Raw genomic sequence first — 24,212 nt, 5'->3', positions numbered from 1 at the left:
CTGACGGGGCGCAATCGCGGGCGCGCGTGCTCTCGCGCATTGCCCCCTTCCCACCGCTGCGCTATCCACGGAAGGGTATCGCCAGCAAAAAGGATGCGCCGATGACCCGCATCACCCATATCGCGCTTGATGACGCGAACATGCCGCCGCCCACGCCCGAGATTGATCAGGAGCGTAAGGTGGCCATGTTCGACCTGCTGGAAGAGAACAGTTTCATCCTGCCCGAACGCGAAAAGGGGCCGGTGCCCGAAGGGCCTTACCATCTGTCTCTCTCTATCCGCGACAAACGTCTGGTCTTTGACGTGCAGACCGAAGCGGCTGAAAAGGCAGCGGAATTTCACCTCTCCCTCGGCCCGTTCAGGCAGGTGGTGAAGGATTACTTCCAAATCTGCGAAAGCTATTTCGAAGCGGTCAAGAAACTGCCCCCCAGCCAAATCGAGACGATCGACATGGCCCGGCGCGGCATTCACAACGAAGGCTCCCGCGTGCTGCAAGAGCGGCTCTCGGGCAAGGCCGAGATCGACACCGACACCGCCCGGCGGCTATTTACCCTGATCTGCGTTCTGCATTTCGGCGGATAAATGACGCAGGTGCTGCCTCAATCCGTTCTCTTCTGCTGCGATCATAACGCCGTCCGCTCCCCCATGGCCGAGGGGTTGATGAAGAAGTTCTACGGCACCGGCACCTATGTCCAATCGGTTGGCGTCAAGAACGACATGGAGATTGACGGCTTCTCCATCGCCGTGTGCAGAGAGCTGGACGTGGAACTCGACCGCCACCGCAGCCGCAGTTTCGACGAGATGGAGGAATGGGGCGACGATCTGGGGTCATTCGACCTTGTGATCGCGCTTAGCCCTGCCAGCCAGCGCCGGGCGCTGGAACTGACGCGGTTTTATCATCTCGACGTGGAATATTGGCCGATCCTTGACCCCACCGGGCTGGGCGAGGGGCGCGAGGCCAAACTCACGCAGTTTCGCGCCGCCCGCGATCAGATCGTCGGACGGCTGATTGACCGTTTTGGCCAGCCGCTCAGCCAAGACTGAGCAATCAGGTGTTGGAACAGGCCGCCGCGGCGCTTTGGCCGAAGGCTTTCCATGTGCTCCAGAAAGCGTTCTCGCTTTTGTTGTCGGATTGGCGCATTTCCTGCAAACGGTGCGGGTCGCGGAAAATCTTGGCACCTTGGCGCTGGTCCGAGCGCGACAGCGTCTGATCCGCCACCGCCTGCACACAGCCGCAGCGCGCATGGCTGGAGCCGCGGCGCCCATCGGCCAGACAGGCCTTTTGGATCGGCCCCGTGGCGAAAAGAACCGGTGTGGGGGAGAAACGTCCGACGGCGGCATCGCTGGAATAACGTGTGCCGCCACAACCCGCCAAGATGGCGAGCGCCATCAAACTTGCAACTGTCCGCATTGATTTGCCCTATTGTTCTGGACCATGGGGTTTTCCCCTTGTCGGCCCGATCTGCTCTGCCCTTCATTATGCCGCAAAAGGGGGCTTCGCGCAATTCTCCTTTGGGGGGCTGCGCCCTTCGACCCGCGATAAAGCGCCGTGACGTGCGGGCAGGGGGCATGGGCGCGTTCATGGCCAATTGACGCAGGCGCGGCTCTGCGCCATATCCCCTTGCATGACACCGCTTGAAAACATCCGCAACTTCTCCATCGTGGCGCATATCGACCACGGCAAATCCACGCTGGCCGACCGGTTGATCCAACTCACCGGCACGGTCGCCGAACGCGACATGCAAAGCCAGCTTCTGGATAACATGGATATCGAGCGGGAGCGGGGCATCACCATCAAGGCCAACACCGTCCGCATCGAATACCCGGCGAAAGACGGCAAGACCTATGTGCTGAACCTGATCGACACGCCCGGACACGTCGACTTCGCCTATGAGGTCGCACGCTCCATGCAGGCGGTCGAGGGCTCGCTCTTGGTCGTCGACGCCACACAGGGGGTCGAGGCGCAGACGCTGGCCAACGTCTATACCGCCATCGATGCGGATCATGAGATCGTGCCGGTGCTGAACAAGGTCGACCTGCCCGCCTCCGACCCCGACCGCGTGCGCGAGCAGATCGAGGATGTGATCGGCATCGACGCCTCTGAGGCGTGTCTGATCTCGGCCAAGACCGGCGTCGGCATCCCGGACGTGCTGGAGGCCATCGTCAACAAGCTGCCCGCGCCCACGGGCGGCGACCCCGACGCGCCGCTCAAGGCGATGCTGGTGGACAGTAAATACGACCAATACCTCGGCGTCATTTGTATCGTGCGCATCGTGGAGGGCACCCTGAAGAAGGGCGACCGCATCCGCATGATGAAAACCGGCGGCACCTATGACGTGGACGACGTGGGCGTCTACCGGCCCAAGATGGTCGGCGTCGACAGCCTCGGCCCCGGCGAGATCGGCTATCTCAACGCCTCGATCAAACAGGTCCGCGACACCCGCGTCGGTGACACGATCACCCATGAGAAACGCAAATGCGAAACAGCACTTCCGGGCTTCAAACCCTCGGTGCCGGTGGTTTTCTGCGGCCTCTTCCCGGTCGACGCCAATGATTTCGAGGACATGCGCGAGGCGATCGAGAAGCTCGCCCTGAACGACGCCTCCTTCACCTACGAGATGGAGACCTCCGCCGCGCTTGGCTTCGGCTTCCGCTGCGGCTTCCTTGGCCTTTTGCACCTCGAGGTGATCCGCGACCGGCTCGAGCGCGAGTATGACATCGACCTCATCACCACCGCGCCCTCGGTGATCTACCACGTCCACATGAAGGACGGGGAGATGCAGGAGCTGCACAACCCCGCCGACATGCCCGACATGACGCTGGTCGATCACATGGAAGAGCCGCGGATCAAGGCGACGATCCTCGTGCCCGACGACTACCTCGGCGACGTGCTGAAGCTCTGCCAGGACCGCCGCGGCATTCAGGAAGACCTGACCTATGCCGGCTCCCGCGCCATGGTGGTCTATGACCTGCCGCTCAATGAGGTGGTGTTCGATTTCTACGACCGGCTGAAGTCGGTCACCAAGGGCTATGCCAGTTTTGATTATCAGATGATCGGCTACCGTCAGGACAATCTGGTGAAGATGCAGATCCTCGTGAACGACGAGCCGGTGGATGCGCTCTCAACCATGGTGCACCGCGACCGCGCCGAGATGCGTGGCCGGGCGATGGTGGAGAAGCTCAAAGACCTGATCCCGCGCCACATGTTCAAGATCCCGATCCAGGCGGCCATCGGCGGCAAGGTGATCGCGCGCGAGACGCTTTCCGCGATGCGAAAGGACGTGACGGCGAAGTGTTACGGCGGCGACGCCACGCGGAAGAAGAAGCTGCTGGAGAAGCAGAAGGCCGGTAAAAAGAAGATGCGCCAGTTCGGGAAGGTCGATATCCCGCAGGAGGCGTTTATTTCCGCGCTGAAGATGGACAGCTAAAATGAATTTGATGAGCGACTTTGCGTTTTTCATCCCGTAGCGAAGTCATGACTCTCGTCTTGCCCTATCGCTTTGCAGGCTATTGCAACTCGTGGGTGTGCATTGCAATATTGAACTCACTTTTCTAAACAGTCCAAGTCTTAGGTTTAAGGAGTGAGTTTTGTCCGGTCATGGGAACAAGAACATTGCAAGCCAGGCGCAGTTGACGACCGACGGAGGGGAAACCGCTGAGTTCCCGCGCCTTCCATCTACAGTTCTTAAAGCTCTTTTCGATGAGGTGACTGGCACAAAAGAGTACCATTTTTCGCGCCTTAACAAGTCCTATCGGATCGAAAGGAATGACATTTCTCAACTTTGTTTGAAGTTGGGTCAGTGGATAGAACATTTGCAGCCTACTTCTGCGGGCTTTCGCTCCGTTATTGTGGAGAAACGAGACAACAGCGGTGCGGTGTCCCGTGAGAATATTTCGTCCTACGATAAATTTGTTAATCATGACTTTAGCTCAACTTCCCCGATCTCATGTCTAGAGATATACTTTAATTTCGTTATCCCGACTGAGCGGTCTGCAGACGTCGCTGCTTACTCAATTAATATCGACCTACACGGTTTTGTACTGAACCAAGATGGTTCTAACGCGATGGTTGGTCACGAGCCCGGCCAACCGTGGTCAAGTTCATGTGCTGAAGTGAGAATTGAGTATGTTGACTACCTAATTTCGCGAAATTTAGAATTGGTCATAAAGGACTGGTTCGAAGCCTTACCTGAACACCCCGTGCCTGAAAGGCCGAAATGGGCGCCAAATTGGGGGCGCTGGAAAGATTTTGGCTCAAACCTGTTGACAGTGAATAGCTTTGAACAGCTGCGTATTGGTATTCTCTGCGCAGCAATTGTTGCCACAATTACCGGTAACGGATACTGGTGGACATTAAACCCTAGCTATCATTTGTACTTCCAAAACGTTCTTATTCTTGCTCTCTTGTACTATTTTCTGAATTGGGTATCACACAAGCTATATGTCCATGTCGCTAACAATGCTTGGCCACGTGGGTATTTCCCGATGCTAAATTTGAATGTTGCCGGTTCGCGACAAATCGATAGGCACTTGAAGATAGTAAATAAGGGCCGAGGATTCGCGAAAGAAATAGCCTACGCATCGATGGCCGGCGTTATCTCGACCATTGGGGTCAGTGTCCTAGTTTGGTTGGTTAGAATAATTAGCCCATAGTGAGCGCAACTGCGTTTCTGTAATTTCAGGTCGTTCGTACGATATTCAATAGCCATTCCATCTGTTGAAAGGTTGCTAAGGGATGCAGGTCTTAGCCCCTCTGTTCTCGCGCGGTGGCGGCTAGTGAACTCCAACGCTCTCTCCCAACTAGTGTACACCGCCCCCGCCATATGCGACCTTCTGCATCACACTACAGGACCACCACCCATGACCACCCCCTGCATCCTCTGCGTCGCCATCACCGGCTCCGTCCCCACCAAAGCCGCCAACCCCGCCGTGCCGATCTCGATCTCCGAGCAGGTCGAGTCGACCCACGCGGCCTTCGAGGCCGGGGCCTCGATCTGCCACGCCCATGTGCGCAACGAGGACGAGACCCCGTCCTCGGACCCCGAGAGGTTCGCGCGGCTGATGGAAGGCGTGCAAAAGCACTGCCCCGGCATGATCATCCAGTTCTCCACCGGCGGGCGCTCGGGCGCGGGGCGGGAGCGGGGCGGGATGCTTTCGCTACGGCCCGACATGGCCTCGCTCTCGGTCGGGTCCAATAATTTCCCGACGCGGGTTTACGAGAACCCGCCGGAATTGGTCGATTGGCTGGCCTCGGAGATGAAAGCCCATGAGATCAAGCCCGAGATCGAAGCCTTCGATCTCAGCCACATCCACAAGGCCGCCGAGATGAACCGTGACGGGCGCATTCCCGGCCAGCTCTATGTGCAATTCGTCATGGGCGTGAAAAACGCCATGCCGGTGGACCGTGAGACCTTTGATTTCTACATCCACACGCTCAACCGCTTGGCGCCCGATGCGCAGTGGTGTGCCGCCGGGATCGGGCCGAACCAGATCGTGCTGAACGAATGGGCCATCGCGGCGGGTGGCCATACGCGGGCGGGGCTCGAGGACAACGTGCGGCTGGACCGCGAGACGCTGGCACCTTCGAACGCGGCGCTGATCCAGCGCGCGGCGGATCTCTGCGCGAAATATGAGCGCCCCGTTGCCACGGCTGCACAAGCGCGTGAGATTCTCGGCCTGCGCCCCTCATAGGCTTGCCGCAAAACGGGTGCCGCGTTGAAATGCGGGGCGGGGCCGCTATGTCCCGTTCCAGCAACCAACAGGAGCCTGAAATGACCCAGACCCGCCGCCATTTCCTTGCCACCTCCGCCGCTGCCGCTGGCGTCGTGACCTTGCTGCCCTTCGCCGCCCGCGCCGCCACGCAGAGCGGTGATACCTTCGACACCGACGCAGGCCCGATCACCGTGCACCCGGTCGATCACGCCTCCATCGTGTTGGAGACGCCAAAGGGCGTGATCTATGTCGATCCGGTGGGCGAGCCCGCGCAATACAGCGATTTCCCGGCGGCGGATCTGATCCTCATCACCCATGAGCATGGCGATCACTACAATGCCGATACGCTGGCCGCACTGGCAGGCGATGACGTGCAGATCATCACCAACCCCGCCGTGTTCGACATGCTCCCCGAAGCGCTTGCCGCCAAGGCCAGCAAGATCGCCAATGGCGAGAATACCGAGTTCAACGGCCTGCCGATCAACGCGATCCCGGCCTATAACACCACCGAAGAGCGCAAGAAGTTCCACCCCGAGGGGCGCGACAACGGCTATATCCTCGGCTTCGATGGCTTCCGCATCTATATCTCGGGCGATACCGAAGACACGCCCGAGATGCGCGGGCTGACCGATATCTCGCTGGCTTTCGTCTGCATGAACCTGCCCTTCACCATGGATTCCAACGCCGCCGCCTCGGCGGTGGCCGAGTTCAAGCCAGCTTACGTCTACCCCTATCACTTCCGGGGCAAAGACGGCGGCACCCAAGACCCGCAAGAGTTCGCCAAACGCGTCGGCACTGATGTCGAGGTCAAATTCGGCGACTGGTATTAAAATTCAGCGGCCACGTCCTGTGCGGGCGTGGCTGCCTTTTTTACGGGCCGCTCGATCCGAGCAGCCGATTCCGGGATATGGTGGGGCTGTTCCACGCCTGCACCAAACTTCGGGAAATTTTCCCTTAACAAATTCAATAGCCTAACCGCTCTCCCTGCCGATGGCCCAAGTTTCGCTTGATCGCCTTCGGTCCGCGGACTAGCGTGACCTGCGACAAATGCGAAACAACGGTTCGCATTGCGAAACAAGTCTCTGGGAGGAGCCGACATGACAATTTTCAAACACCTGAGCTGCGCCGCAGCTCTGGCGCTGGCTGGTGGCGCGGTAAGCGCTAAGACCGTGTTGATTCATGGGGAAGCCGGGCCGAACCGCGGTGCACGCGCGCAGGCGTTGCAGTGGTTCGCCGATCAGGTCGCCGAACGGTCCGACGGCGATATGCGCCTCGACATCCAGTGGGGCGGGGCGCTGTTCAAAGCCAATGCCGCTGTGCAATCGCTTGCCGATGGCGTGGCCGACACCGGCTCGGTCATTGCAGTCTACTACCCGCAAGAGATGGCGGGCTACGGCATCGCCGACCTGCCGGTGAACAACCCCGACGCTTGGGTTGGCATGCGCGCCACCGATGAGCTGATGCGCAGCAACGAAGCCATTCAGGAAGACCTCGCCGACAAGAACCTCGTCTACATCGGCACTTGGACCACCTCTCAGGTGAACATCGGCTGCAAGGGCGGCGCGATCAAATCCGTCGACGACATTTCGGGCAAGAAGGTCCGCGGCGTGGGCGCCTATGGCAAGGTCTTTGGCGAGGAGGGCGCGAATATGGTCAACATGTCGATCTACGACGCCTACCAAGGCCTCGACACCGGGCTGATCGACTGCTCGCAGGGCTACAGCTATGCCGTCGCGGCGCTGAAGCAGGCCGAGGTGATGGACAGCTATACGATCCTCGATTGGGGTCAGGTCGGCGGTCTTGGCATCTTTATGAACAAGGACATGCACGACAGCCTGACGGAAGAGCAGCAGGAGACGCTGGCCGAGGTTGGCGCGGACATGGCCGACGAATTCGGTCGTCTGATCACCACCGCCAACGAAAAGGCCATCGCCTCCATGAAAGAGCAGGGCGTCGAGGTCATCACCCTGCCCGAAGGGGACCGCGCGAAACTGGTCAAAGCCGGTGAGAAGTTCCTTGACGAATGGGTGCAAACGGCAAGCTCCGCCGGTCTGCCCGGTGAGGAACTGCTGGAAGAGTATAAGGCGCTGATCGCCAAATACACCGAAGAGCGTGACGCCAACGGCTACCCATGGGACGCCGCTGGTAACTGATCGCTGACACTGGGGAGGGGCAGCATATGTTGGTAAATCTGGAGAAAATCCTGTTGGGACTGGGGGCCTTGGCGGTGATCGCCCTGGGGGTGTTGATCACCTCCAACGTGATCGCCCGCGCGCTCTTTGCCAGTCAGGTGCCCGATAGCGTGACCATGGTGCGAGAGCTCATGGTTGCCGCCATCCTGCTGCCCCTCGCCGCCGCCACCGCGGCCCGTGCGCATGTCTCGGTCGCCTTCGTGACCGACCGTTTCCCCGAACGCGCGCGTTCGGTGCTGATCGTGGCAGGCTCTGCCATCGGCATGTTGGCTCTGGCGCCGCTGATCTATTCCGGCGGGCGCGAATTCCTCTCCGTGGTGGAGAAGGGGAGCTTTTTCTATGGCGACCTGAACCTGCCCAAGTGGCCGGGGCGGTTGTTGTTCCTGATCGGGATGATCGCGACTTTCTTGCGGCTGGCCGAGCTGACATGGCGCGACGGGCGCACCGTTCTTGCAGGCGGCGTCGTCTCGGATGAGCAACATCACGCGGCTGATCTGATGGTTGAAGAGGACCTGCGCTAATGGATGCCTCGACCATCGGAATGATCGCCTTTGCCGCGGTGCTAATCATGCTGGCCCTGCGGGTGCCGATCGCCTTCACGCTGGCCTCGGTCGCGACCGTCGCCACCTTCTTTATCTTCGCCTTCCGCACTGGGACTTTCATGCCCGAACGCGCGATCAAGGCGACCACCTCGATGGTGTTCTCGAACTCCTTCGACCTTATCCATTCCTACGATCTGTCGATGATCCCGCTCTTCGTGGCGCTTGGACATATCGCTTACCGCGCGGATATCACGACGAAAATCTACCACGCGGCCAAAGTCTGGCTGACCAAACTGCCGGGTGGGGTGGCCATGGCCTCCGTCATGGGCTGCGGTGGGTTTTCCGCGATCACCGGCTCGTCCATCGCCTGCGCCTCGACCATGGGCAAGATCTGCACGCCCGAGATGCTGCGCATGGGCTATGACCCGCGCCTCGCCACGGCCTCGGTCGCGGCGGGTGGCACGCTGGGCTCGCTCATTCCGCCTTCGGTGCTGTTCATCATCTACGGCATCTTCACCGAGACCTCGATCTCCTCGCTCTTTCTCGCCGGTGTTCTGCCGGGGCTGCTGACGCTGATGGGCTTCGTGCTGGTCATCGCCGTCTGGGTCTGGCGCGATCCATCGGTCGCCCCCTCGACCGACCAGCGCTACAGCGCCGGGGAGCGTTGGACCGCAGCGCTCGAAAGCTGGCCCGCGCTGCTGCTCTTCGTGCTCATCATCGGCGGCATCTACGGCGGCATCTTCACCGCGACCGAGGCCGCAGCCGTCTGCGTCGTCTCGGCCACGCTGATCGGTTTTGCGCAGAAAAAGCTCGACTGGGCGGGCCTCTGGGCCGCGGTCAAGGAAACCTGCGTGCAGACCTCCGCCATTTTCCTCATCGCCGCCTCGGCCAAGATCTTCGTGGCCTTCGTCGCGCTGACTGGCGTCGCGGGCACCATCGTCGGCTTCGTCTCTGACGCGCAGATGTCGCTGGTGGTGCTGATGCTCTGCATCGCGCTGATCTACCTGCTTTTGGGCATGTTCCTTGATCCCATCGGCATCATGGTGCTGACCCTGCCACTGATGATCCCGCTGGTCGAAAGCTATGACCTAAACCTCATCTGGTTCGGCGTTGTGGTCATCAAGCTGCTGGAGATCGGGTTGATCACCCCGCCCGTCGGCCTCAACGTCTTCGTCATCGCCAACGTGGTGGGGCGCGAAGCGCCGATCGATAAGATCTTCGCTGGCATCACACGCTTTCTCAGCGTCGACGTGATCGTGCTGATCCTGATCATGTCCTTCCCGATGATCTCGCTCCTGATCCCGATGGCGGCGCGATGAATCAGGCGGCATCCGATACCGGCACGGACCGCAAGTTCGCCAATACTCTGGCGCGGGGGCTTGGCATTCTGCGGGCCTTTCGCGCCAGCGACAGTGGGCTGAGCCATGCCCAGATTGCCGAGCGGACGGGGCTGCCGAAACCCACCGTGTCGCGGCTGACCTATACGCTTTGCGAGTTGGGGTATCTGGCCCATGGCGGGCGCAACGACAAGTTTCGGCTTGGGCCCGCGGCGATAGCGCTCGGCTCCGTCGCCTCTGTCGCGGTGAGCTTCGTGGATATGGCGTCGGATGCGATGCAGGAACTGGCGGATGAGACCCGCACGCTGGCGTTGATCGCCGTGCGCGATGGCGACCGGATGATGCTGGTACGCACTTGGCGGCCGCGCACGGCCTCGACGATCTGGCTGGAGCCGGGGCACCGCATTCCGGTCTATGGCTCCTCCTCGGGTCTGGCCACGCTGGCCAGCCTCGACGAAGACCGTTTCGAAGCGCTGGAACCCGACGACCGGCTGCGCGATTTCCGTCGTGAGGGCTATGAGCAACTGCTGGCGCAGGGCTTCGTGCTGGCCCCGCCTGACACCCGCTATGCCCGCAATGTAAACGCGGTCAGCGTGCCCTATTACGCCGGTGAGTTCGGAGAGCCGGTGTCCTTTAGCTGCGGCGCGCTGCCGGCGGACTTGCCCGACGACCGCATTCTGTCACAAGTGGGGCCAGCCCTGCGCGACGTGGTCAGCGGCATCGAACAACGCACCGGACGGGCGCCCGCCCTGTCACGGCGCGGATAAAGACAAGGAGACATCACATGACCGACAAGATCGCCTATTCCCGCCACGACGACATCGTCGTGCTGCGCATCGAGAACCCGCCCGTCAACGCGCTGAGCCAAGCCGTGCGGCAGGGGCTGGCCGACGGCATGGACCGCGCCGAGGCCGAGGAGGGCGTGCGCGCCGTGATGATCGTGGGCGAAGGCCGCGCCTTCATCGCCGGGGCCGATATCACCGAGTTCGGCAAGCCGCCGATGGAGCCGCATCTGCCGAACCTCTGCAACCGCATCGAAGCCTCGCCGCTCTTGGTCGTGGCCTCCATGCATGGCGTGAGCCTCGGCGGCGGACTCGAAGTCGCGCTCTCGGCGCATTACCGCATCGCCCAGCCCTCGGCCCGCGTCGGTCTGCCGGAAGTGCACCTCGGCCTCATTCCCGGCGCTGGCGGCACCCAGCGTCTGCCGCGGCTCATCGGCGTGGAACCCGCGCTCGACGCGATCACCACGGGCCGCCACATCAAGGCACCGCAGGCGCTGGAAATGGGCATCGTCGACCGCGTGGAGGAGGGCGATCCGCAGGAGGTTGGTCTTGCCTACGTCCGTGAGCTGCTCGACAGCGGTGCCGAGCGCCGTCCGATCTGCGAGATGCCCGCGCCCGCGCCGATCGACTGGGATGCCGCCTATGAGGCAACGCTGAAGAAAGGCCGCGGCCAGATTTCGCCGGCCGAGGCCGTGCGCGCCGTGCAGGCAGGTGTCGAAAAACCCTTCGAGGAGGGCATGAAGGCCGAGCGCCGCATCTTCTCGGAACTGATGAACACCGACCAGCGGCAGGGCATGATCCACGCCTTCTTCTCCGAGCGGGCGGTCAGCAACCTGCCAGAGCTGAAAGGTGTCGAACCGCGCGAGCTGGAGGCCATCGGCGTCATCGGCGGCGGCACCATGGGCGCGGGCATCGCCACCGCGGCGCTGCTCTCTGGCTTCTCGGTCGTGCTGATCGAGATGAAGGACGAGGCCGCCAAGGCCGCGCATGAGCGTATCTCCGGCAACCTCGCCGGCGCGCTGAAACGCGGCAAGATCGATCAGGCGAAGTTCGATCACCTGACCGGCACGGCGCTGACCGTCTCCACCGAATACGACAGCCTGGGAGACGTCGATCTGGTGGTCGAAGCGGTGTTCGAAGACATGGACGTGAAAAAAGACGTCTTCGGCAAGCTCGACGCGGTCTGCAAGCCGGGCTGCGTGCTGGCCTCCAACACCTCCTATCTAGATGTGAACGAGATCGCCGCCGCCACCAAGCGCCCCGAGGACGTGATCGGGCTGCACTTCTTCTCGCCCGCGCATGTGATGAAACTGCTCGAGGTCGTTGTCGCCGACAAGACCGCGAAAGATGTGGTCGCCACCGGCTTCGCGCTTGGCAAGGCACTGGGCAAGGTCAGCGTCCGCGCCGGGGTCTGCGACGGCTTCATCGGCAACCGCATCCTCGCCACCTATCGCACCGCGGCGGACCACATGGTTCTGGACGGCGCCAGCCCCTACAAGATCGACGCGGCGCTGGAGAAATTCGGCTTTGCCATGGGCCCCTTCGCCGTGGCCGACCTCGCCGGCCTCGACATCGGCTGGGCCACACGCAAGCGCAAGGCCGCCACGCGCCACCCCGAGGAGCGCGTGCCGACATACATCGACCGGCTTTGCGAGCAGGGGCACTTCGGCCAGAAGACCGGCGAGGGTTACTACATCTACGAGAAGGGCAAGCGCGGCGGTACGCCGAACCCGGAAGTCACCCGCCTGATCGAGGAAGAGCAGAGGGAGCGCGGCATCACCCCGCGCGAGTTCACCGACGCCGAGATCGTGCGCCGCTATATGTGCGCCATGGTCAACGAGGCCGCCAAGGTGCTGGAAGAGGGCATCGCCAAACGCCCGCTCGACATCGATATGACGCTGCTCTTCGGCTACGGTTTCCCGCGCTACTGGGGCGGCCCGATGAAATGGGCCGACATTCAGGGCCTGCCCAACGTGCTGGCGGCGATCGAAGGCTTCGCCGAGCAGGACCCGTGGTTCTGGAAACCCGCGCCGCTGCTGGCCGAACTGGTCAAGACCAACCGCAACTTTGATGATCTGAACAAGGAAGCTGCCAAATGAAACAGGCCGTAATCGTCTCTGCCGTCCGCACCGGGCTGGCCAAATCCTTCCGCGGGTCATTCAACATGACCCATGGTGCCACCATGGGCGGCCATGTCGTCGCCGAGGCCGTGAAACGTTCGGGCGTGGAGCCTTCGGCCATCGAGGACGTGATGATCGGCTGCGGCTACCCCGAAGGGGCCACGGGCTCGAACATCGCGCGCCAGATCGCTCTGCGCGCGGGCCTGCCGGTCACCGCCTCGGGCGTGACCGTGAACCGCTTCTGCTCGTCCGGTCTTCAGACCGTCGCCATGGCCGCCAATGCCATCTGCATGGAGGGCGCAGGCCCGATGGTCGCAGGCGGGGTCGAGAGCATTTCGCTGATCCAGCCGCATGTGAAATCGGTCAAGGAGCCCTGGCTGGAAGAGCACAAGCCCGAGGTCTATATGGCGATGATCGACACCGCCGACATCGTGGCCAAACGCTACAACATCAGCCGCGAGGATCAGGACGCCTACGGTCTGCGCAGCCAGCAACTCATCGCCAAGGCGCAGGAGGCCGGTCTCTTCGACGACGAGATCGTGCCGATGCAGACCACCATGGGCGTGCAGGACAAGGAGACCAAGGAGATCTCCACCCGCGAGGTCACCGTGGACCGCGACGAATGCAACCGCCCCGGTACCACGATGGAGGGGCTTGCGGGCCTCACCCCGGTGCGCGGCGAGGGGGCCTTCATCACCGCCGGTAATGCCAGCCAGCTCTCGGACGGTGCCGCCGCTCTGGTGCTGATGGACAGCAAACAGGCCGAGCAGCAGGGCCTCCAGGCCATGGGCGCCTTCCGCGGCTTCGCCGTGGCGGGCTGCGAGCCCGACGAGATGGGCATCGGCCCGGTCTTCGCCGTGCCGCGCCTGTTGGAACGCCATGGCCTCAGCGTCGATGACATCGACATCTGGGAGCTGAACGAGGCTTTCGCGAGCCAAGCGCTCTACTGCCGCGACCGTCTGGGCATCGACCCGGACAAGTGCAACGTGAACGGCGGCTCCATCGCCATCGGCCATCCCTTCGGCATGACCGGGGCCCGGATGACCGGCCACATTCTGCGCGAAGGCCACCGCCGCGGCGCGAAACTCGGCGTCGTGACGATGTGCATCGGCGGCGGCATGGGGGCGGCTGGCCTCTTCGAAATCTACTAAAGGGGGCCGACATGGACCTGAGCTATACAGACGAAGAACGCGCCTTCCGCGAGGAGGTGCGTCATTTCCTCGCCGAGAAACTGCCGAAAGAGCTCTCCGAGAAGGTGCGCCGCGGGCAGGAACTGACGAAGGACGACCACGAACGCTGGCACGCGATCCTGAACGAACAGGGCTGGCTCGCGACCAACTGGCCCAAGGAGTTCGGCGGGGCCGCGTGGAACGCCGTGCAGCGCCACATCTTCGAGGAAGAAGCCGCCGCCCACCACGCGCCGCGCATCGTGCCTTTTGGCCTGTCGATGCTGGCGCCGGTGCTGCAGAAGTTCGGCTCGAAAGAGCAGCAGGACTACTGGCTGCCGCGCATCCTCTCGGGTGAGGACTGGTGGTGTCAGGGCTATTCCGAGCCGGGCGCAGGCTCCGACCTCGCCTCGCTGAAAACCACCGCGGTGAAGGACGGCGATCATTACATCGTCAACGGCCAGAAGACATGGACGACGCTGGGCCAGCACGCCAACATGATCTTCTGCCTCGTGCGGACGAACAAGGAGGTGAAGCAGCAAGAGGGCATCTCCTTCCTGCTGATCGACATGGAGACGCCGGGCATCACCGTGCGCCCGATCATCCTGCTGGATGGCGGCGCCGAGGTGAACGAGGTCTTCTTCGACAACGTGAAAGTGCCCGCCGAGAACCTCGTCGGCGAAGAGAACAAGGGCTGGACCTACGCCAAGTACCTGCTGACCCATGAGCGCACCAACATCGCGGGCGTGGGCTTCTCTCAGGCCGGTCTGCAGGCCGTCAAACGCATCGCCCGCTCCGAGATGGCCGGGGGCCGCCCGCTGATCGAGAACCCGCATTTCGCCGCCCGCGTGGCACAGGCTGAGATCGACCTGATGGCGATGGCGACGACCAACCTGCGGATCATCTCGAAAGCCGCCGCAGGGCAGGCGCCGGGCGTGGAAAGCTCGATGCTGAAGGTGAAAGGCACGATCATCCGGCAGGAGATCAACGATCTGGCGCGCCGCGCCGCCGGTGTCTACGCCATGCCCTTTGCCTCCGAAGCGGTGGCAGGCAGCAACGATGCGCTGCCCGACCCGCATGAGGCCGGCCCCGTGGCCGCGCAATATTTCAACAACCGCAAGCTGTCGATCTTCGGCGGCTCCAACGAGATCCAGCGTGGGATCATCGCCAAGACCATGCTGGGAGGTGGCAAATGAATTTCGACCTGACCGATGAACGCCAGATGCTGCAGGACAGCCTGCGGCGGTTCCTGCGCGACAAATACGACACCGAAACCCGCAACCGCATCCTCGAGAGCGAGACCGGCTATTCGACCGAGATCTGGGAAGGTCTGGCTGAACTGGGCGTGATCGGCGCGCTCTTCACAGAAGAGCAGGGCGGTTTCGGCGGCGCGGGCTTCGACCTTGCCGTGGTCTTCGAAGAGCTGGGCCGCGCCGGGGTGGTCGAACCGCTTCTGGACAGCGCCGTGCTGGCCGGGGGGCTGATCGCCGACCTCGGGACCGAAGAACAGCAGGAGCATATCGAGCAACTGATCGGCGGCGCGCTGCAATTGGCCTTCGCCCATGGCGAGCCGGGCAGCCGCTATGACCTTGAGCGGGTCACCACCGCGGCCACGCAAAATGGCGACCAGATCGTGCTCAGCGGCCGCAAGGCCGTGGTGGCGAATGCCGAGGCCGCCGACATGCTCGTCGTCTCCGCCCGCGAAAGCGGGGAGGCGGGGGACCGCGATGGCATCTCGCTCTTCCTCGTGCCCGCGGATGCCAAAGGGCTGACCGTCACCGGCTATGCGCTCTTGGCCGGTGGCCGCGCCGCCGAGGTAACGCTGGATGACGTGACCCTGCCCGAAAGCGCCCGTGTGGGCGCGCCCGGCAAGGCATTCGAGGCCATCGAGACCCGCACCGCCAAAGCCACCGCCGCGCTCTGCGCCGAGACGCTCGGCGCGATGGAGACCGCCTGCGACCTCACGCGCGAATATCTCGGCACCCGCAAGCAGTTCGGCCGCCCCATCGGTACCTTCCAGGCGCTGGCGCATCGCATGGCGGACCTGCTCATCGACCTCGAACAGGCGCGCTCGGCCGTGATCAACGCGGCGGGCCATCTCGAGGACGACCGCGCCAGCCGCGAGCGTCACGTCTCGGCGGCCAAGAACCTGATGGGCCGCGTTGGCCGTCTGGTCGCGGAGGACACGATCCAGATGCATGGCGGCATCGCCATGACGCAGGAGTACGAACTGGCGCATATCGCCAAGCGCATCACCATGGCGGACCACCGCTTTGGCGATGTCGACCATCATCTGGAGCGGTTCATTGCACTATCCGCCGCATGATGCGCCGACCAGCGGGGTTCAGCAGCTGATCGGGTTCCAACCCGACCTGTCGAACCCCGATGGCAGCACCCGCGTGACGCTCGATCTCGGCCCGCAGCACCTGAATGTTTCGGGCGTGTTGCACGGCGGGCTGCATACGCTGATGCTCGACGTCGCCGCCGGTTTCGCCTGCGCGCGGCACTGCGCGATGAGCGGGCCTTTCGTGCCGATGCTGACGCTCTCGCTGACCACCGATTACATCGGCGCGGTCCGCGAAGGTCAGATCATCGCCACGGGGCGCGTCACCGGCGGGGGCTTCAAGATTCTCTACGCCGAGGCGCAGTTGCACGATGCCGAAGGCCGCCTGCTGTCGCGCGCCACCGGCGTATTCAAGAGGGCCAAGACATGAGCGCACGTATCGAGGACCGCGGCGATCGGTTGATCGTCTGGAACGGCAACGCCGAGAAGCGCGGCGCGCTGACGCCCGCGCTCTACGACGCCATCGCCGAGGCGATGCGACTGGCCGAAGAACCGCGCATCCGCGCGGTGATCCTGACCTCCGAGGGGCGGTTCTTCTGCGCCGGGGGCGACCTCAACGTGCTGATCGAACGCCGCAAGCTGACCGAGGAAGTGCGCCGCGAGCGGGTCGATGCGCTGCATGATCTGGTGCGGTCGATCCGCGCCTGCCCGGTGCCCGTCCTCGCCGCCGTCGAAGGCGGTGCCGCGGGTGCGGGCCTGTCACTGGCGCTGGCCTGCGACATGATCGTGGCCTGCGAGGACGCGCAGTTCACCGCCGCCTACGTCAAGGCCGGTCTGGTGCCTGACGCAGGCCTCACCGCCTCGCTTGCCCGGCTCCTGCCGCGCCCTCTGGCGATGGAGATGTGCCTCTTGGGCCGCCCGGTGATGGCCATGCGCTTTGCCGAACTGGGCGCGGTGAACCGCATCTGCCCCAACGGTCGCGCGCTCGACGAGGCGCTGATGCTGGCCGACACGCTGGCCGCGGGCCCGCGCGACGCGCAAGCCACGATCCGGGCTTTGGTCGGGCAGGCCTATGAGACCGATGAGGCCGCGCAGCTCGACGCCGAGCGCAACGCCATGGCCCGTGCCGCGGGCGGCGATGAGGCCGCCGAGGGCATCGCGGCCTTTTTAGAGAAACGAAAGCCCCGGTTTTAGCCGGGCGGCGGCTGCCGGAGGAGGGGGCCGCCATTAGGCAGGAGGAGACACCCATGAATGCCAGGGTACAGGATTTTCTAGCTGAGCAATTGGCGACCCGCCCAGAGGCGGCGGCGCTGAGCGACGCCAGCGGCGCGGCTTGGAGCTTTGCCGATCTGGACCGCGCGCGCCGGGCTTTGGCGGCGGAGTTGCGGGCCGCGGGGGTGCAGGCGGGCGACCGCGTGCTGTTGATGGTGGAAAACTGCGTTTCCGCCGTGGCCGGGCTCTATGCCGCGTGGGAGTTGGACGCGGTGGCGATCCCCGTCAACGCCCGCCAGAGCGAGGCCGAGGTCACCCGCATCATCAACCACGCCACCCCGGCGGCGGTTCTGCTGACCTGCGAGGTCTCGCCCGAGGCGGCGGCCCATGCGGTGCGGCTGGACGCACGCGAGATTGCGGGCGATTTCGGCAGCCTGCATCTGGCCACGCCACAGCCCAGCAGTCCGGATGCCGACCTGCATGACGTGGCGGTGCTGCTTTATACCACCGGCACCACGGGCGACCCCAAGGGCGTGATGCTGACACATTCCAACCTGCGCTTCGGCGCGCGGGCCTCGGCCGATCTGCGGCAGATGGTGCCGGGGGATGTGGTCTATGGCGTCTTGCCGATGACCCATGTCTTCGGCCTCGTCTCGGTCCTGATGGCCGCCGTCAGCGCGGGCGCGAAGGTGCGGCAGGAGAGCCGCTTTTCCGCCGCGAAACTTCATGCTGCGACCCATGAGGACGTCACGATCCTGCCGGCGGTGCCGCAGATGCACGCGCTGGTCATGCAATACTCGCGCGAGCGCGGCATGCCGAAACTGGAAAGCCCGACCCTGCGCTATGTCTCCTCCGGCGGTGCGCCGCTCGACCCGGCGTGGAAGCGCAAGGCCGAGGCGTTCTACGAACTGCCCTTGCAAAACGGTTTCGGCATGACCGAGACCTGCTCGGGCGCCTCGGCCACGACCAATGCGCTTGGCTCCCCCGATACCTCCGTCGGGCCGGTGACGCCGGGCACCGAGTGCAAGATCGACGACCAAGCCCCCGGTGGCAATGGCGCGGGCGAAGGCGAGGTGCTGGTGCGCGGCCCGCATGTGATGAAGGGCTATTACCGCAACCCGACCGAGACCGACAAAGCCATCGACGCCGAAGGCTGGCTACACACCGGCGATTTGGGCAAGCTCGATAAGGAGGGGCGGCTGCACATCCTCGGACGCTCAAAAGAATTGATCATCCACGGCGGTTTCAACGTCTACCCGCCTGAGGTGGAAGCCGCGCTGAACGATCACCCGCGCGTGGTGCAATCGGCGGTGGTCGGACGGCGGCGCGAGGGCGATGAAGAGGTGCTGGCCTTCGTGCAGGTGGCACCGGGGGACGAGGTCACGGCAGAGGAGCTGCGTGGTTTCGTCAAGGAACGGCTCACCGGCTACAAACGACCCGCACAGATCATCGTGGCCACTGATCTCCCCGCAGCGCCCACGGGCAAGATCCTGAAGCACCGCTTGTTGACGGCCTTTGCCGATCAACTGGCGTGACGAGGTGGGGCGCAGAAGCGCCCCGCATCTTTATCAGACGTAAGTCCCTTCGGCGGCAGCGCGGATCGCGCGAATGTTCTCGCCGTAGGGCGCCGGATCGCTGACCGAGCCGCCTTTGAAGACGGCGGAACCCGCCACCAGCACATCGGCCCCGGCCTCAACCACCAGTGGCGCGGTCTTGGGATCGACGCCGCCGTCGATCTCGATATGCACGGGCCGGTCGCCGATCATGCTGCGCAGCTCGCGGATCTTGGCGGTCATGTCGATGAACTTCTGCCCGCCGAAACCGGGGTTCACGGTCATCACGCAGACCAGATCGACCATGCCGAGGATCTCGGCCACGGCGCTCGCCGGGGTTCCCGGGTTCAGCGCCACGCCCGCCTTGGCACCCGCGCCGCGGATCGCTTGCAGGGTGCGGTGGATATGGGGTGTCGCCTCCACATGGGCGGTGATGAAATCTGCGCCCGCCTTGGCGAAGGCTTCGATATAGGGATCGACCGGGGCGATCATCAGATGCACGTCCATCACGCCCTTGATATGGGGCCGGATCGCCGCGCAGGTGGCGGGGCCGAAGGTGATGTTGGGCACGAAATGCCCGTCCATCACGTCCACATGCACCCAGTCGGCGCCTTGGGCTTCGATGGCTTCGCATTCGGCGCCGAAATTGGCGAAATCGGCGGCAAGGATGGAGGGGGCGATCTTGATCGAACGGTCGAAAGTCATGGGGGCAGGCCTTTGTTACGAGGGTTGGCCCCTCATAACGGCTGACCGCCCCCGGGGAAAGAGGGCTAGAGATCCAGCTCCAGCACGCCGCCGGGCTGTGCTGCGCGGGACTGGCAGAGGATGATCGCTCCCTCGCGTTGCTTGGCCGAGAGCACGAAGTCGCGGTGCTCCACCTCGCCGCCGCGCAACCCGCATTTACAGACGCCACAGATGCCGTCGGAGCATTTCAGGTCCACCGGCACGCCCGCCGCGATCAGCGCCTCGGCGGCGGTTTCCTCGGCCCCGACCTCGATCTCGCGGCCCGAAGCGAGCTTCAGCGTGAAGGGGTGGTTTTCGTAGTCCGGCAGTTCGGGGGTGGAGAAATACTCCGAATGCCGCGCCTCTTCGGGGATGCCGGCCTCTTCGGCGGCGCTCAGCACCGCCTGCATGTAGGGCTCGGCCCCGCAGGTGTAGACATGGGTGCCTTCGGGCGCGCCGGCCATGATGGCGGGCAGGTCGGCGCGGGTGCCCTCGGCTGAGATATGCAGATGCACCCGGTCGGCCCATGGCATCGCGGCCAGTTCCTTGGCGAAGGCCGCGGCTTCGCGAGTCGAGGCGGAGTAATGCAGATCGAAAGGCCGCCCGAGCGCATGCAGACGATGCGCGAAGGCGATCATCGGCGTAATGCCGATGCCGCCGCCCATCAGTAGGCTGTGGGGGGCGTCTTCGATGAGTTCGAAATGGTTCACCGGCTTGCCCACGAAGATGCGCCGTCCCTTGGAGAACACCCGGTGCAGCAGGGCCGAACCGCCGCGGCCCGCTTCCTCGCGCAGCACGGCGATGCGGTAGCGGCTGCGGTCCTCGGGGTCGCCCAAGAGCGAATAGGGGCGCAGGTATTCCGGGGCCACCACCAGATCGAGATGCGCGCCTGCGGTCCAAGCGGGCAGATCATGCCCCTCGGGGTGGGCGATGTCGTAAAGCCGGGTCGTGGCGTTTAACTCCTCAACCGCGGTGATCCGCAGGTCGAGCACCGGGGTGTCGCTGCCGACTTTGTAGAGATGCAGGTGCTCGGTCTCCCCCGCTGCCGTCTTGCGGCGGTGTTCGTCGGCGCTGATCAGGGCGGCATGGGCCTTGATCCCGGCCTCGCGGTTCATCGGGTCGGGATAGGGCCACGGGTGCGGGGCCAGCGGGGCGGGGTAGACGGCGAGGGTCTGGTCTTCAAACTTGAGGTCCAACTCCGGTTGCAGGTCGCGCGCGTTGACCGGCTGGGCAGGGGTGTCGAACTGGCCCGAGGGCTTGCGCTCGATGTCCCACCACCATTTCTTCACTGGGTTCAGGCGGCCCTTGCCGACCTTGTCGTCGAGCCTGGCCAAGAGCGGTGCCGCGGCGGGAATGTTCGAGGCGGCCCAGCGGAAGGGGGCCTCGGCAAAGAGCCCTTCGAGGTTCCACGGGCAGGTCTTCATGCAGCGCCCGCACATGGCGCCGCCTTGGTTGGTGATCCGGTAGGTGGCGCATTTCTGGCTGTCGGATTTCCAGATCTCGTAGCCGTTGAACATCTTCTTCGGCCCCGCGGTGATCGCCCCCGAGGGGCATTCGCGGGCGCATTTGTTGCAGGCCTCGCAGAACTTTTGCAGGCCGAAGTCGATGGGATTGTCGTGGGCGACGGGCAGGGTGGTGGTGACCACGCCGGATTTCAGCCGCGGGCCGAGGAAGGGGTTCAGGATCACCTCCCCGATGCGGCTGACCTCGCCCAAGCCCGCCAGCAGCAACAGCGGCGGTTGCAGCACGTCGCCGTCCATCACCGTATGCGCCCTGGCGGAATGCCCGAGGTTGCGCAGATGCTGCGCCAGCACGCCGCCCAGCATCGAGAACCGCAGATAGGCGCGCATGGATTGCGACACGGCGATCCAGTCGTCGCCCGAGGAGCCTTCCATCGTGTCATAGCCTTGGTCGATGATCAGGCTCAGCGCTTGGTCATGCGGCGGGGTGATCGGGGTGCCGGTGGCGTCGTGGCTGTACCACGTCCAGTCCGGGCAGGCCGAGAGGCCCGCGGCATCGGCGCCCAGAAAATAGCTCGCCGCCTTGAGGTTCGCCGCGTTGCGGGCGGCATCCCCGGCCTCGGGGGCATCTTCGTTCACCGGCCCGTCCTGCAACAGGATCAGCGCGCCCAGCAGGCGGCGCTGCGCGGCGGAGGGGGCGGATTTGATGACGTGATGCCCGCCCTTCATGGCGTTCTGCACCTTCGGCCCCATGTCGCCGAACTGCCCGCGCGCGAAGAGGTCACCGCGTTTCGGCACGCGGGGGACGTTGGCGGCGTCGATGTAGGTCGTCGGCTCATCGACACGCTTCAATGTCTCGAAGGGATGCGGCCCCATGGCATAGTCGCGCCGGGCGTAAGGATCGACGTCGCGCGCGCTGACCCCGCCGTGGGTGCCAAGCTGCCAATGCGGGCCTTTCAGCACCGACCACGGCTGGTCGGCCAGCGGGGCAAGCGGCATGTCGGGCGCGAGGGCCATGTCGGTCGTCACCACCGCGAGGCCGAAGCGCGGGCCGATCCATGGCACTTGCAGGGTGCCGTCCTCCAACACCGCCAGCCCCGCCGCCACGGCCAGTTGGCCGAGGTTCACGTCGGAGGTGGTGGCCGAATGCACCTTGGCCGCGAAGCCCAGCTGGCGGATGTATTCGGCGAGCACGGTGGCGTTCTCGGTGCCGCGCAGGCAGGCGCGCTCGGCTTGCGCGTCCATGATCCAGTCGCTGCCCGGCTCGCCCTCGCGCGGGTCGCGGGGGTAGGCGGTGAGGATCACCAGCGCATGACTGTGGCCGTCGATCGGGGTTTCGGGCGCATCCACGGCGTCGCGCAGGTTTGCCATGATGACATCGACGCCCGCGGCCAGCGTCTTGGTCTGGCGGCTGCGCAGACCTTCGGCCAGTTGCGCGGTGCCTTGGCTGCGGCGCGGGTGGGGTAGCCGCGCCTCGCGCGGCAGGGCGCAGACGCCCATCATCGAGGCATCGTTGTAATAGCCAAAGGATTTGAGGTGGTTGGCCCGCTCCTGCGGGCTGTCGGGGATCACCGCGCCCGCCCTGTTGACCGGCCCGTCGCGCAGCACATCCATCATCGCCTGAAAGGGGGCCATGGCGTTGCAGATGCTCTGCGGCATCTCGGGCCGCTCGAACCGCAGTTCCGGCTCGGGGGTCTTGGGCAGCCGGTCATGCGGTGCCTGCAACCGGCGCAGCCGTTCCAGCGGAAAGGGGCCGAGGTGCATGGGGCGGGTCTTGGACGAAAAGAGCTTCATGGGCAAATCGATGCCATGCTTTGGGATGATATGCTAGCCTTGGTTGTATTGGTAAACACCGCTCTCGCTTGACTTTTTGCGCAGCCGCCGACCATGCTGCGGCAAATTTGGAGGAGTAAGATCATGACCCTGTTCACCCGCCGTCAGGCCATCGCAACTTTGGGCGCCGCAACGGCTGTGGGGCTGGCGGCACCGGCTCTGGCGCAGAACCGCAAGATCACCTTAGGCGCGCTGCGTTTCACCAGCCACGCGGGCAGCTTCGTCGGCTTTGAACGGGACTATTTCAAAGAGGCCGGTCTGGATGTCGAACTGCGCTTCTTCGAGGCCGCGCAGCCGATGGCCGTGGCGATTGCCAGCGGCGATGTGGACTATGCGATCACCGCGATTTCCGGCGGGCTGGTGTCGCTGGCGCAAAAGGGCGCGGTCAAGGTGATCGGCGGCGGCCTGCAAGAAGAGCAGGGCATCGACGGGCAGAAATTCCTCGTCTCCGACGCGGCCTATCAGGCGGGCATCACTGCGCCGGGCATGTTGGACGGCAAGAGCTTTGGCATGACGCAGGCGGGGTCGTCCTTCCACTACATGGGCTCCAAAATGGCCGCGGCGGAGGGGATCGACCTCAAGTTCAAGCCGTTGCAAAAGGTCGGCGCGGTGATCGGCGCACTGAAATCGGGCCAGATCGACGCATGGTCGATCGTGCCGCATATCGCCAAGCCCCTGGCCGGGTCAGGTGCGGTGCATATCATCGGTGATGTGGCGACCTATCTGCCAGATTATCAGGTGACCACGGTCTTCACCTCAACCAAAAACGCCACGGACGAGCAGGAGATGACCAAGAATTTCCTCGCCGGTTATTCCAAAGGTGTCGCCGATTACAACGCGGCGATGATCGCCAAGGAAGGCGGTGATACGGGCGTGGATGAGATGGTCGATCTGATCCACAAATATGTCTACACCGACCGCCCGCGCGACAAGGCCGCGCCTTCGATCATCAATGGCACCATGCGCCTGAACGAAGGGGCCAAGTTGAACGTCGCCTCGGTCCGCGATCAGTTGGAGTGGTTCCAGTCCGAAGGGTTGGTCGATGCCGACATCACTTTGGAGACGCTGATCGACACCTCTTATGTCGAGACGGTGGGCAGCTAAACGCCCGACCTTTTGAAGGCTACGCTGTGCAAGGCGCGCTCCCCACGGGCGCGCCTTTTGCTTTCGGGCCGCGAGGGGATTTCCGCCGCGCATGACTGGCAATGCCGCCGCGCCAAGATACCTATGATGCTGATATGGGGCCAAGCCCCTGAGCAGAAAACGGGAATCGGCAGTGAGCGACGGCAGTTTTTTT

At 63.9% G+C, this 24,212-nt stretch carries 21 protein-coding genes; 18 read left to right on the top strand and 3 right to left on the bottom strand.

Features of this window, described 5'->3' with window-relative positions; genetic code table 11:
* Nucleotides 1–77 precede the first annotated feature (77 nt).
* Nucleotides 78–581 (top strand): UPF0262 family protein, encoded by a 504-nt coding sequence (locus FCK22_RS12820; protein ID WP_269451601.1) that lies wholly within the window; start codon nucleotides 78–80, stop codon nucleotides 579–581.
* Nucleotides 582–1,043 (top strand): low molecular weight phosphatase family protein, encoded by a 462-nt coding sequence (locus FCK22_RS12815; RefSeq protein WP_067266605.1) that lies wholly within the window; start codon nucleotides 582–584, stop codon nucleotides 1,041–1,043.
* A gap of 4 nt (nucleotides 1,044–1,047) precedes the next feature.
* Here FCK22_RS12815 and FCK22_RS12810 read toward each other — a convergent pair whose 3' ends face one another.
* A complete protein-coding gene (locus FCK22_RS12810) occupies nucleotides 1,048–1,410 on the bottom strand; it encodes a hypothetical protein (protein WP_067266603.1) in 363 nt (120 codons plus the stop codon).
* Between the two features lie 214 nt (nucleotides 1,411–1,624).
* On the opposite strand from FCK22_RS12810, the gene lepA reads away from it, so the two are divergent.
* The 15 genes from lepA (at nucleotide 1,625) to FCK22_RS12735 (ending at nucleotide 18,881) form a co-directional block, all read left to right on the top strand.
* Nucleotides 1,625–3,427, top strand: a complete 1,803-nt coding sequence (gene lepA / locus FCK22_RS12805; RefSeq protein WP_067266602.1) for a translation elongation factor 4 — start codon at nucleotides 1,625–1,627, stop codon at nucleotides 3,425–3,427.
* 160 nt (nucleotides 3,428–3,587) lie between these two features.
* Entirely contained in the window at nucleotides 3,588–4,652 is a 1,065-nt protein-coding gene (locus tag FCK22_RS12800; RefSeq protein WP_136720466.1) for a hypothetical protein, read from the top strand.
* Nucleotides 4,653–4,859: 207 nt separating this feature from the next.
* Nucleotides 4,860–5,690 carry a 3-keto-5-aminohexanoate cleavage protein gene (locus FCK22_RS12795; protein ID WP_136720465.1) on the top strand — a complete coding sequence of 277 codons (831 nt, stop codon included), beginning with the start codon at nucleotides 4,860–4,862 and terminating at the stop codon, nucleotides 5,688–5,690.
* Between the two features lie 80 nt (nucleotides 5,691–5,770).
* Nucleotides 5,771–6,541 carry an MBL fold metallo-hydrolase gene (locus FCK22_RS12790; RefSeq protein ID WP_067267045.1) on the top strand — a complete coding sequence of 257 codons (771 nt, stop codon included), beginning with the start codon at nucleotides 5,771–5,773 and terminating at the stop codon, nucleotides 6,539–6,541.
* Nucleotides 6,542–6,808: 267 nt separating this feature from the next.
* The gene (locus FCK22_RS12785; protein WP_067267047.1) at nucleotides 6,809–7,864 is read left to right on the top strand and encodes a C4-dicarboxylate TRAP transporter substrate-binding protein; all 1,056 of its coding nucleotides are present in this window, start codon (nucleotides 6,809–6,811) and stop codon (nucleotides 7,862–7,864) included.
* A 26-nt stretch (nucleotides 7,865–7,890) separates the two neighbouring features.
* The gene (locus FCK22_RS12780; RefSeq protein WP_067267049.1) at nucleotides 7,891–8,424 is read left to right on the top strand and encodes a TRAP transporter small permease subunit; all 534 of its coding nucleotides are present in this window, start codon (nucleotides 7,891–7,893) and stop codon (nucleotides 8,422–8,424) included.
* A complete protein-coding gene (locus FCK22_RS12775; RefSeq protein ID WP_067267050.1) occupies nucleotides 8,424–9,764 on the top strand; it encodes a TRAP transporter large permease in 1,341 nt (446 codons plus the stop codon). Before FCK22_RS12780 ends, FCK22_RS12775 begins: the two co-directional genes overlap by 1 nt.
* The gene (locus FCK22_RS12770) at nucleotides 9,761–10,549 is read left to right on the top strand and encodes an IclR family transcriptional regulator (RefSeq protein ID WP_067267052.1); all 789 of its coding nucleotides are present in this window, start codon (nucleotides 9,761–9,763) and stop codon (nucleotides 10,547–10,549) included. Before FCK22_RS12775 ends, FCK22_RS12770 begins: the two co-directional genes overlap by 4 nt.
* A 17-nt stretch (nucleotides 10,550–10,566) precedes the next feature.
* Nucleotides 10,567–12,663, top strand: coding sequence for a 3-hydroxyacyl-CoA dehydrogenase NAD-binding domain-containing protein (locus FCK22_RS12765; protein ID WP_067267053.1), 2,097 nt, complete (start codon nucleotides 10,567–10,569; stop codon nucleotides 12,661–12,663).
* The gene (locus tag FCK22_RS12760; protein WP_067267055.1) at nucleotides 12,660–13,835 is read left to right on the top strand and encodes an acetyl-CoA C-acyltransferase; all 1,176 of its coding nucleotides are present in this window, start codon (nucleotides 12,660–12,662) and stop codon (nucleotides 13,833–13,835) included. The genes FCK22_RS12765 and FCK22_RS12760 overlap by 4 nt, the downstream gene beginning before the upstream one ends.
* 11 nt (nucleotides 13,836–13,846) lie before the next feature.
* Nucleotides 13,847–15,046 (top strand): acyl-CoA dehydrogenase family protein, encoded by a 1,200-nt coding sequence (locus FCK22_RS12755; protein ID WP_067267057.1) that lies wholly within the window; start codon nucleotides 13,847–13,849, stop codon nucleotides 15,044–15,046.
* On the top strand, nucleotides 15,043–16,176 hold the full coding sequence (locus tag FCK22_RS12750) for an acyl-CoA dehydrogenase (protein ID WP_067267058.1): 1,134 nt from the start codon (nucleotides 15,043–15,045) through the stop codon (nucleotides 16,174–16,176). Before FCK22_RS12755 ends, FCK22_RS12750 begins: the two co-directional genes overlap by 4 nt.
* Nucleotides 16,157–16,564: a PaaI family thioesterase gene (locus FCK22_RS12745; protein WP_231886399.1), complete on the top strand. Its 408-nt coding sequence runs from the start codon at nucleotides 16,157–16,159 to the stop codon at nucleotides 16,562–16,564. Before FCK22_RS12750 ends, FCK22_RS12745 begins: the two co-directional genes overlap by 20 nt.
* Nucleotides 16,561–17,328: an enoyl-CoA hydratase family protein gene (locus tag FCK22_RS12740; protein ID WP_067267062.1), complete on the top strand. Its 768-nt coding sequence runs from the start codon at nucleotides 16,561–16,563 to the stop codon at nucleotides 17,326–17,328. The genes FCK22_RS12745 and FCK22_RS12740 overlap by 4 nt, the downstream gene beginning before the upstream one ends.
* A 53-nt stretch (nucleotides 17,329–17,381) precedes the next feature.
* On the top strand, nucleotides 17,382–18,881 hold the full coding sequence (locus tag FCK22_RS12735) for a class I adenylate-forming enzyme family protein (RefSeq protein ID WP_067267064.1): 1,500 nt from the start codon (nucleotides 17,382–17,384) through the stop codon (nucleotides 18,879–18,881).
* Nucleotides 18,882–18,914: 33 nt separating this feature from the next.
* Here FCK22_RS12735 and rpe read toward each other — a convergent pair whose 3' ends face one another.
* Entirely contained in the window at nucleotides 18,915–19,604 is a 690-nt protein-coding gene (rpe, locus tag FCK22_RS12730; protein WP_067267065.1) for a ribulose-phosphate 3-epimerase, read from the bottom strand.
* A 65-nt stretch (nucleotides 19,605–19,669) separates the two neighbouring features.
* Nucleotides 19,670–22,876: a 4Fe-4S double cluster binding domain-containing protein gene (locus FCK22_RS12725; RefSeq protein WP_197470963.1), complete on the bottom strand. Its 3,207-nt coding sequence runs from the start codon at nucleotides 22,874–22,876 to the stop codon at nucleotides 19,670–19,672.
* Between the two features lie 123 nt (nucleotides 22,877–22,999).
* Here FCK22_RS12725 and FCK22_RS12720 point away from each other — a divergent pair, with 123 nt between their 5' ends.
* Entirely contained in the window at nucleotides 23,000–24,019 is a 1,020-nt protein-coding gene (locus tag FCK22_RS12720; RefSeq protein ID WP_067267069.1) for an ABC transporter substrate-binding protein, read from the top strand.
* Nucleotides 24,020–24,212: the final 193 nt, after the last annotated feature.

It is taken from the genome of Sulfitobacter sp. 15WGC (assembly GCF_005068605.1).
Classification (GTDB): Bacteria; Pseudomonadota; Alphaproteobacteria; order Rhodobacterales; family Rhodobacteraceae; genus Sulfitobacter; species Sulfitobacter faviae.
The sequence above is the reverse complement of the archived record's forward strand: the minus strand, read 5'-3'. Positions and strand labels throughout refer to the sequence as shown.

What these genes read in the sequence shown, in the direction of transcription:
- FCK22_RS12815 (WP_067266605.1), top strand. Translation starts at nt 582, where the DNA reads ATGACGCAGGTGCTGCCTCAATCCGTTCTCTTCTGCTGCGATCATAAC.
- FCK22_RS12810 (WP_067266603.1), bottom strand. Translation starts at nt 1,410, where the DNA reads ATGCGGACAGTTGCAAGTTTGATGGCGCTCGCCATCTTGGCGGGTTGT.
- lepA (WP_067266602.1), top strand. Translation starts at nt 1,625, where the DNA reads ATGACACCGCTTGAAAACATCCGCAACTTCTCCATCGTGGCGCATATC.
- FCK22_RS12795 (WP_136720465.1), top strand. Translation starts at nt 4,860, where the DNA reads ATGACCACCCCCTGCATCCTCTGCGTCGCCATCACCGGCTCCGTCCCC.
- FCK22_RS12790 (WP_067267045.1), top strand. Translation starts at nt 5,771, where the DNA reads ATGACCCAGACCCGCCGCCATTTCCTTGCCACCTCCGCCGCTGCCGCT.
- FCK22_RS12785 (WP_067267047.1), top strand. Translation starts at nt 6,809, where the DNA reads ATGACAATTTTCAAACACCTGAGCTGCGCCGCAGCTCTGGCGCTGGCT.
- FCK22_RS12780 (WP_067267049.1), top strand. Translation starts at nt 7,891, where the DNA reads ATGTTGGTAAATCTGGAGAAAATCCTGTTGGGACTGGGGGCCTTGGCG.
- FCK22_RS12775 (WP_067267050.1), top strand. Translation starts at nt 8,424, where the DNA reads ATGGATGCCTCGACCATCGGAATGATCGCCTTTGCCGCGGTGCTAATC.
- FCK22_RS12770 (WP_067267052.1), top strand. Translation starts at nt 9,761, where the DNA reads ATGAATCAGGCGGCATCCGATACCGGCACGGACCGCAAGTTCGCCAAT.
- FCK22_RS12765 (WP_067267053.1), top strand. Translation starts at nt 10,567, where the DNA reads ATGACCGACAAGATCGCCTATTCCCGCCACGACGACATCGTCGTGCTG.
- FCK22_RS12760 (WP_067267055.1), top strand. Translation starts at nt 12,660, where the DNA reads ATGAAACAGGCCGTAATCGTCTCTGCCGTCCGCACCGGGCTGGCCAAA.
- FCK22_RS12755 (WP_067267057.1), top strand. Translation starts at nt 13,847, where the DNA reads ATGGACCTGAGCTATACAGACGAAGAACGCGCCTTCCGCGAGGAGGTG.
- FCK22_RS12750 (WP_067267058.1), top strand. Translation starts at nt 15,043, where the DNA reads ATGAATTTCGACCTGACCGATGAACGCCAGATGCTGCAGGACAGCCTG.
- FCK22_RS12740 (WP_067267062.1), top strand. Translation starts at nt 16,561, where the DNA reads ATGAGCGCACGTATCGAGGACCGCGGCGATCGGTTGATCGTCTGGAAC.
- FCK22_RS12735 (WP_067267064.1), top strand. Translation starts at nt 17,382, where the DNA reads ATGAATGCCAGGGTACAGGATTTTCTAGCTGAGCAATTGGCGACCCGC.
- rpe (WP_067267065.1), bottom strand. Translation starts at nt 19,604, where the DNA reads ATGACTTTCGACCGTTCGATCAAGATCGCCCCCTCCATCCTTGCCGCC.
- FCK22_RS12725 (WP_197470963.1), bottom strand. Translation starts at nt 22,876, where the DNA reads ATGAAGCTCTTTTCGTCCAAGACCCGCCCCATGCACCTCGGCCCCTTT.
- FCK22_RS12720 (WP_067267069.1), top strand. Translation starts at nt 23,000, where the DNA reads ATGACCCTGTTCACCCGCCGTCAGGCCATCGCAACTTTGGGCGCCGCA.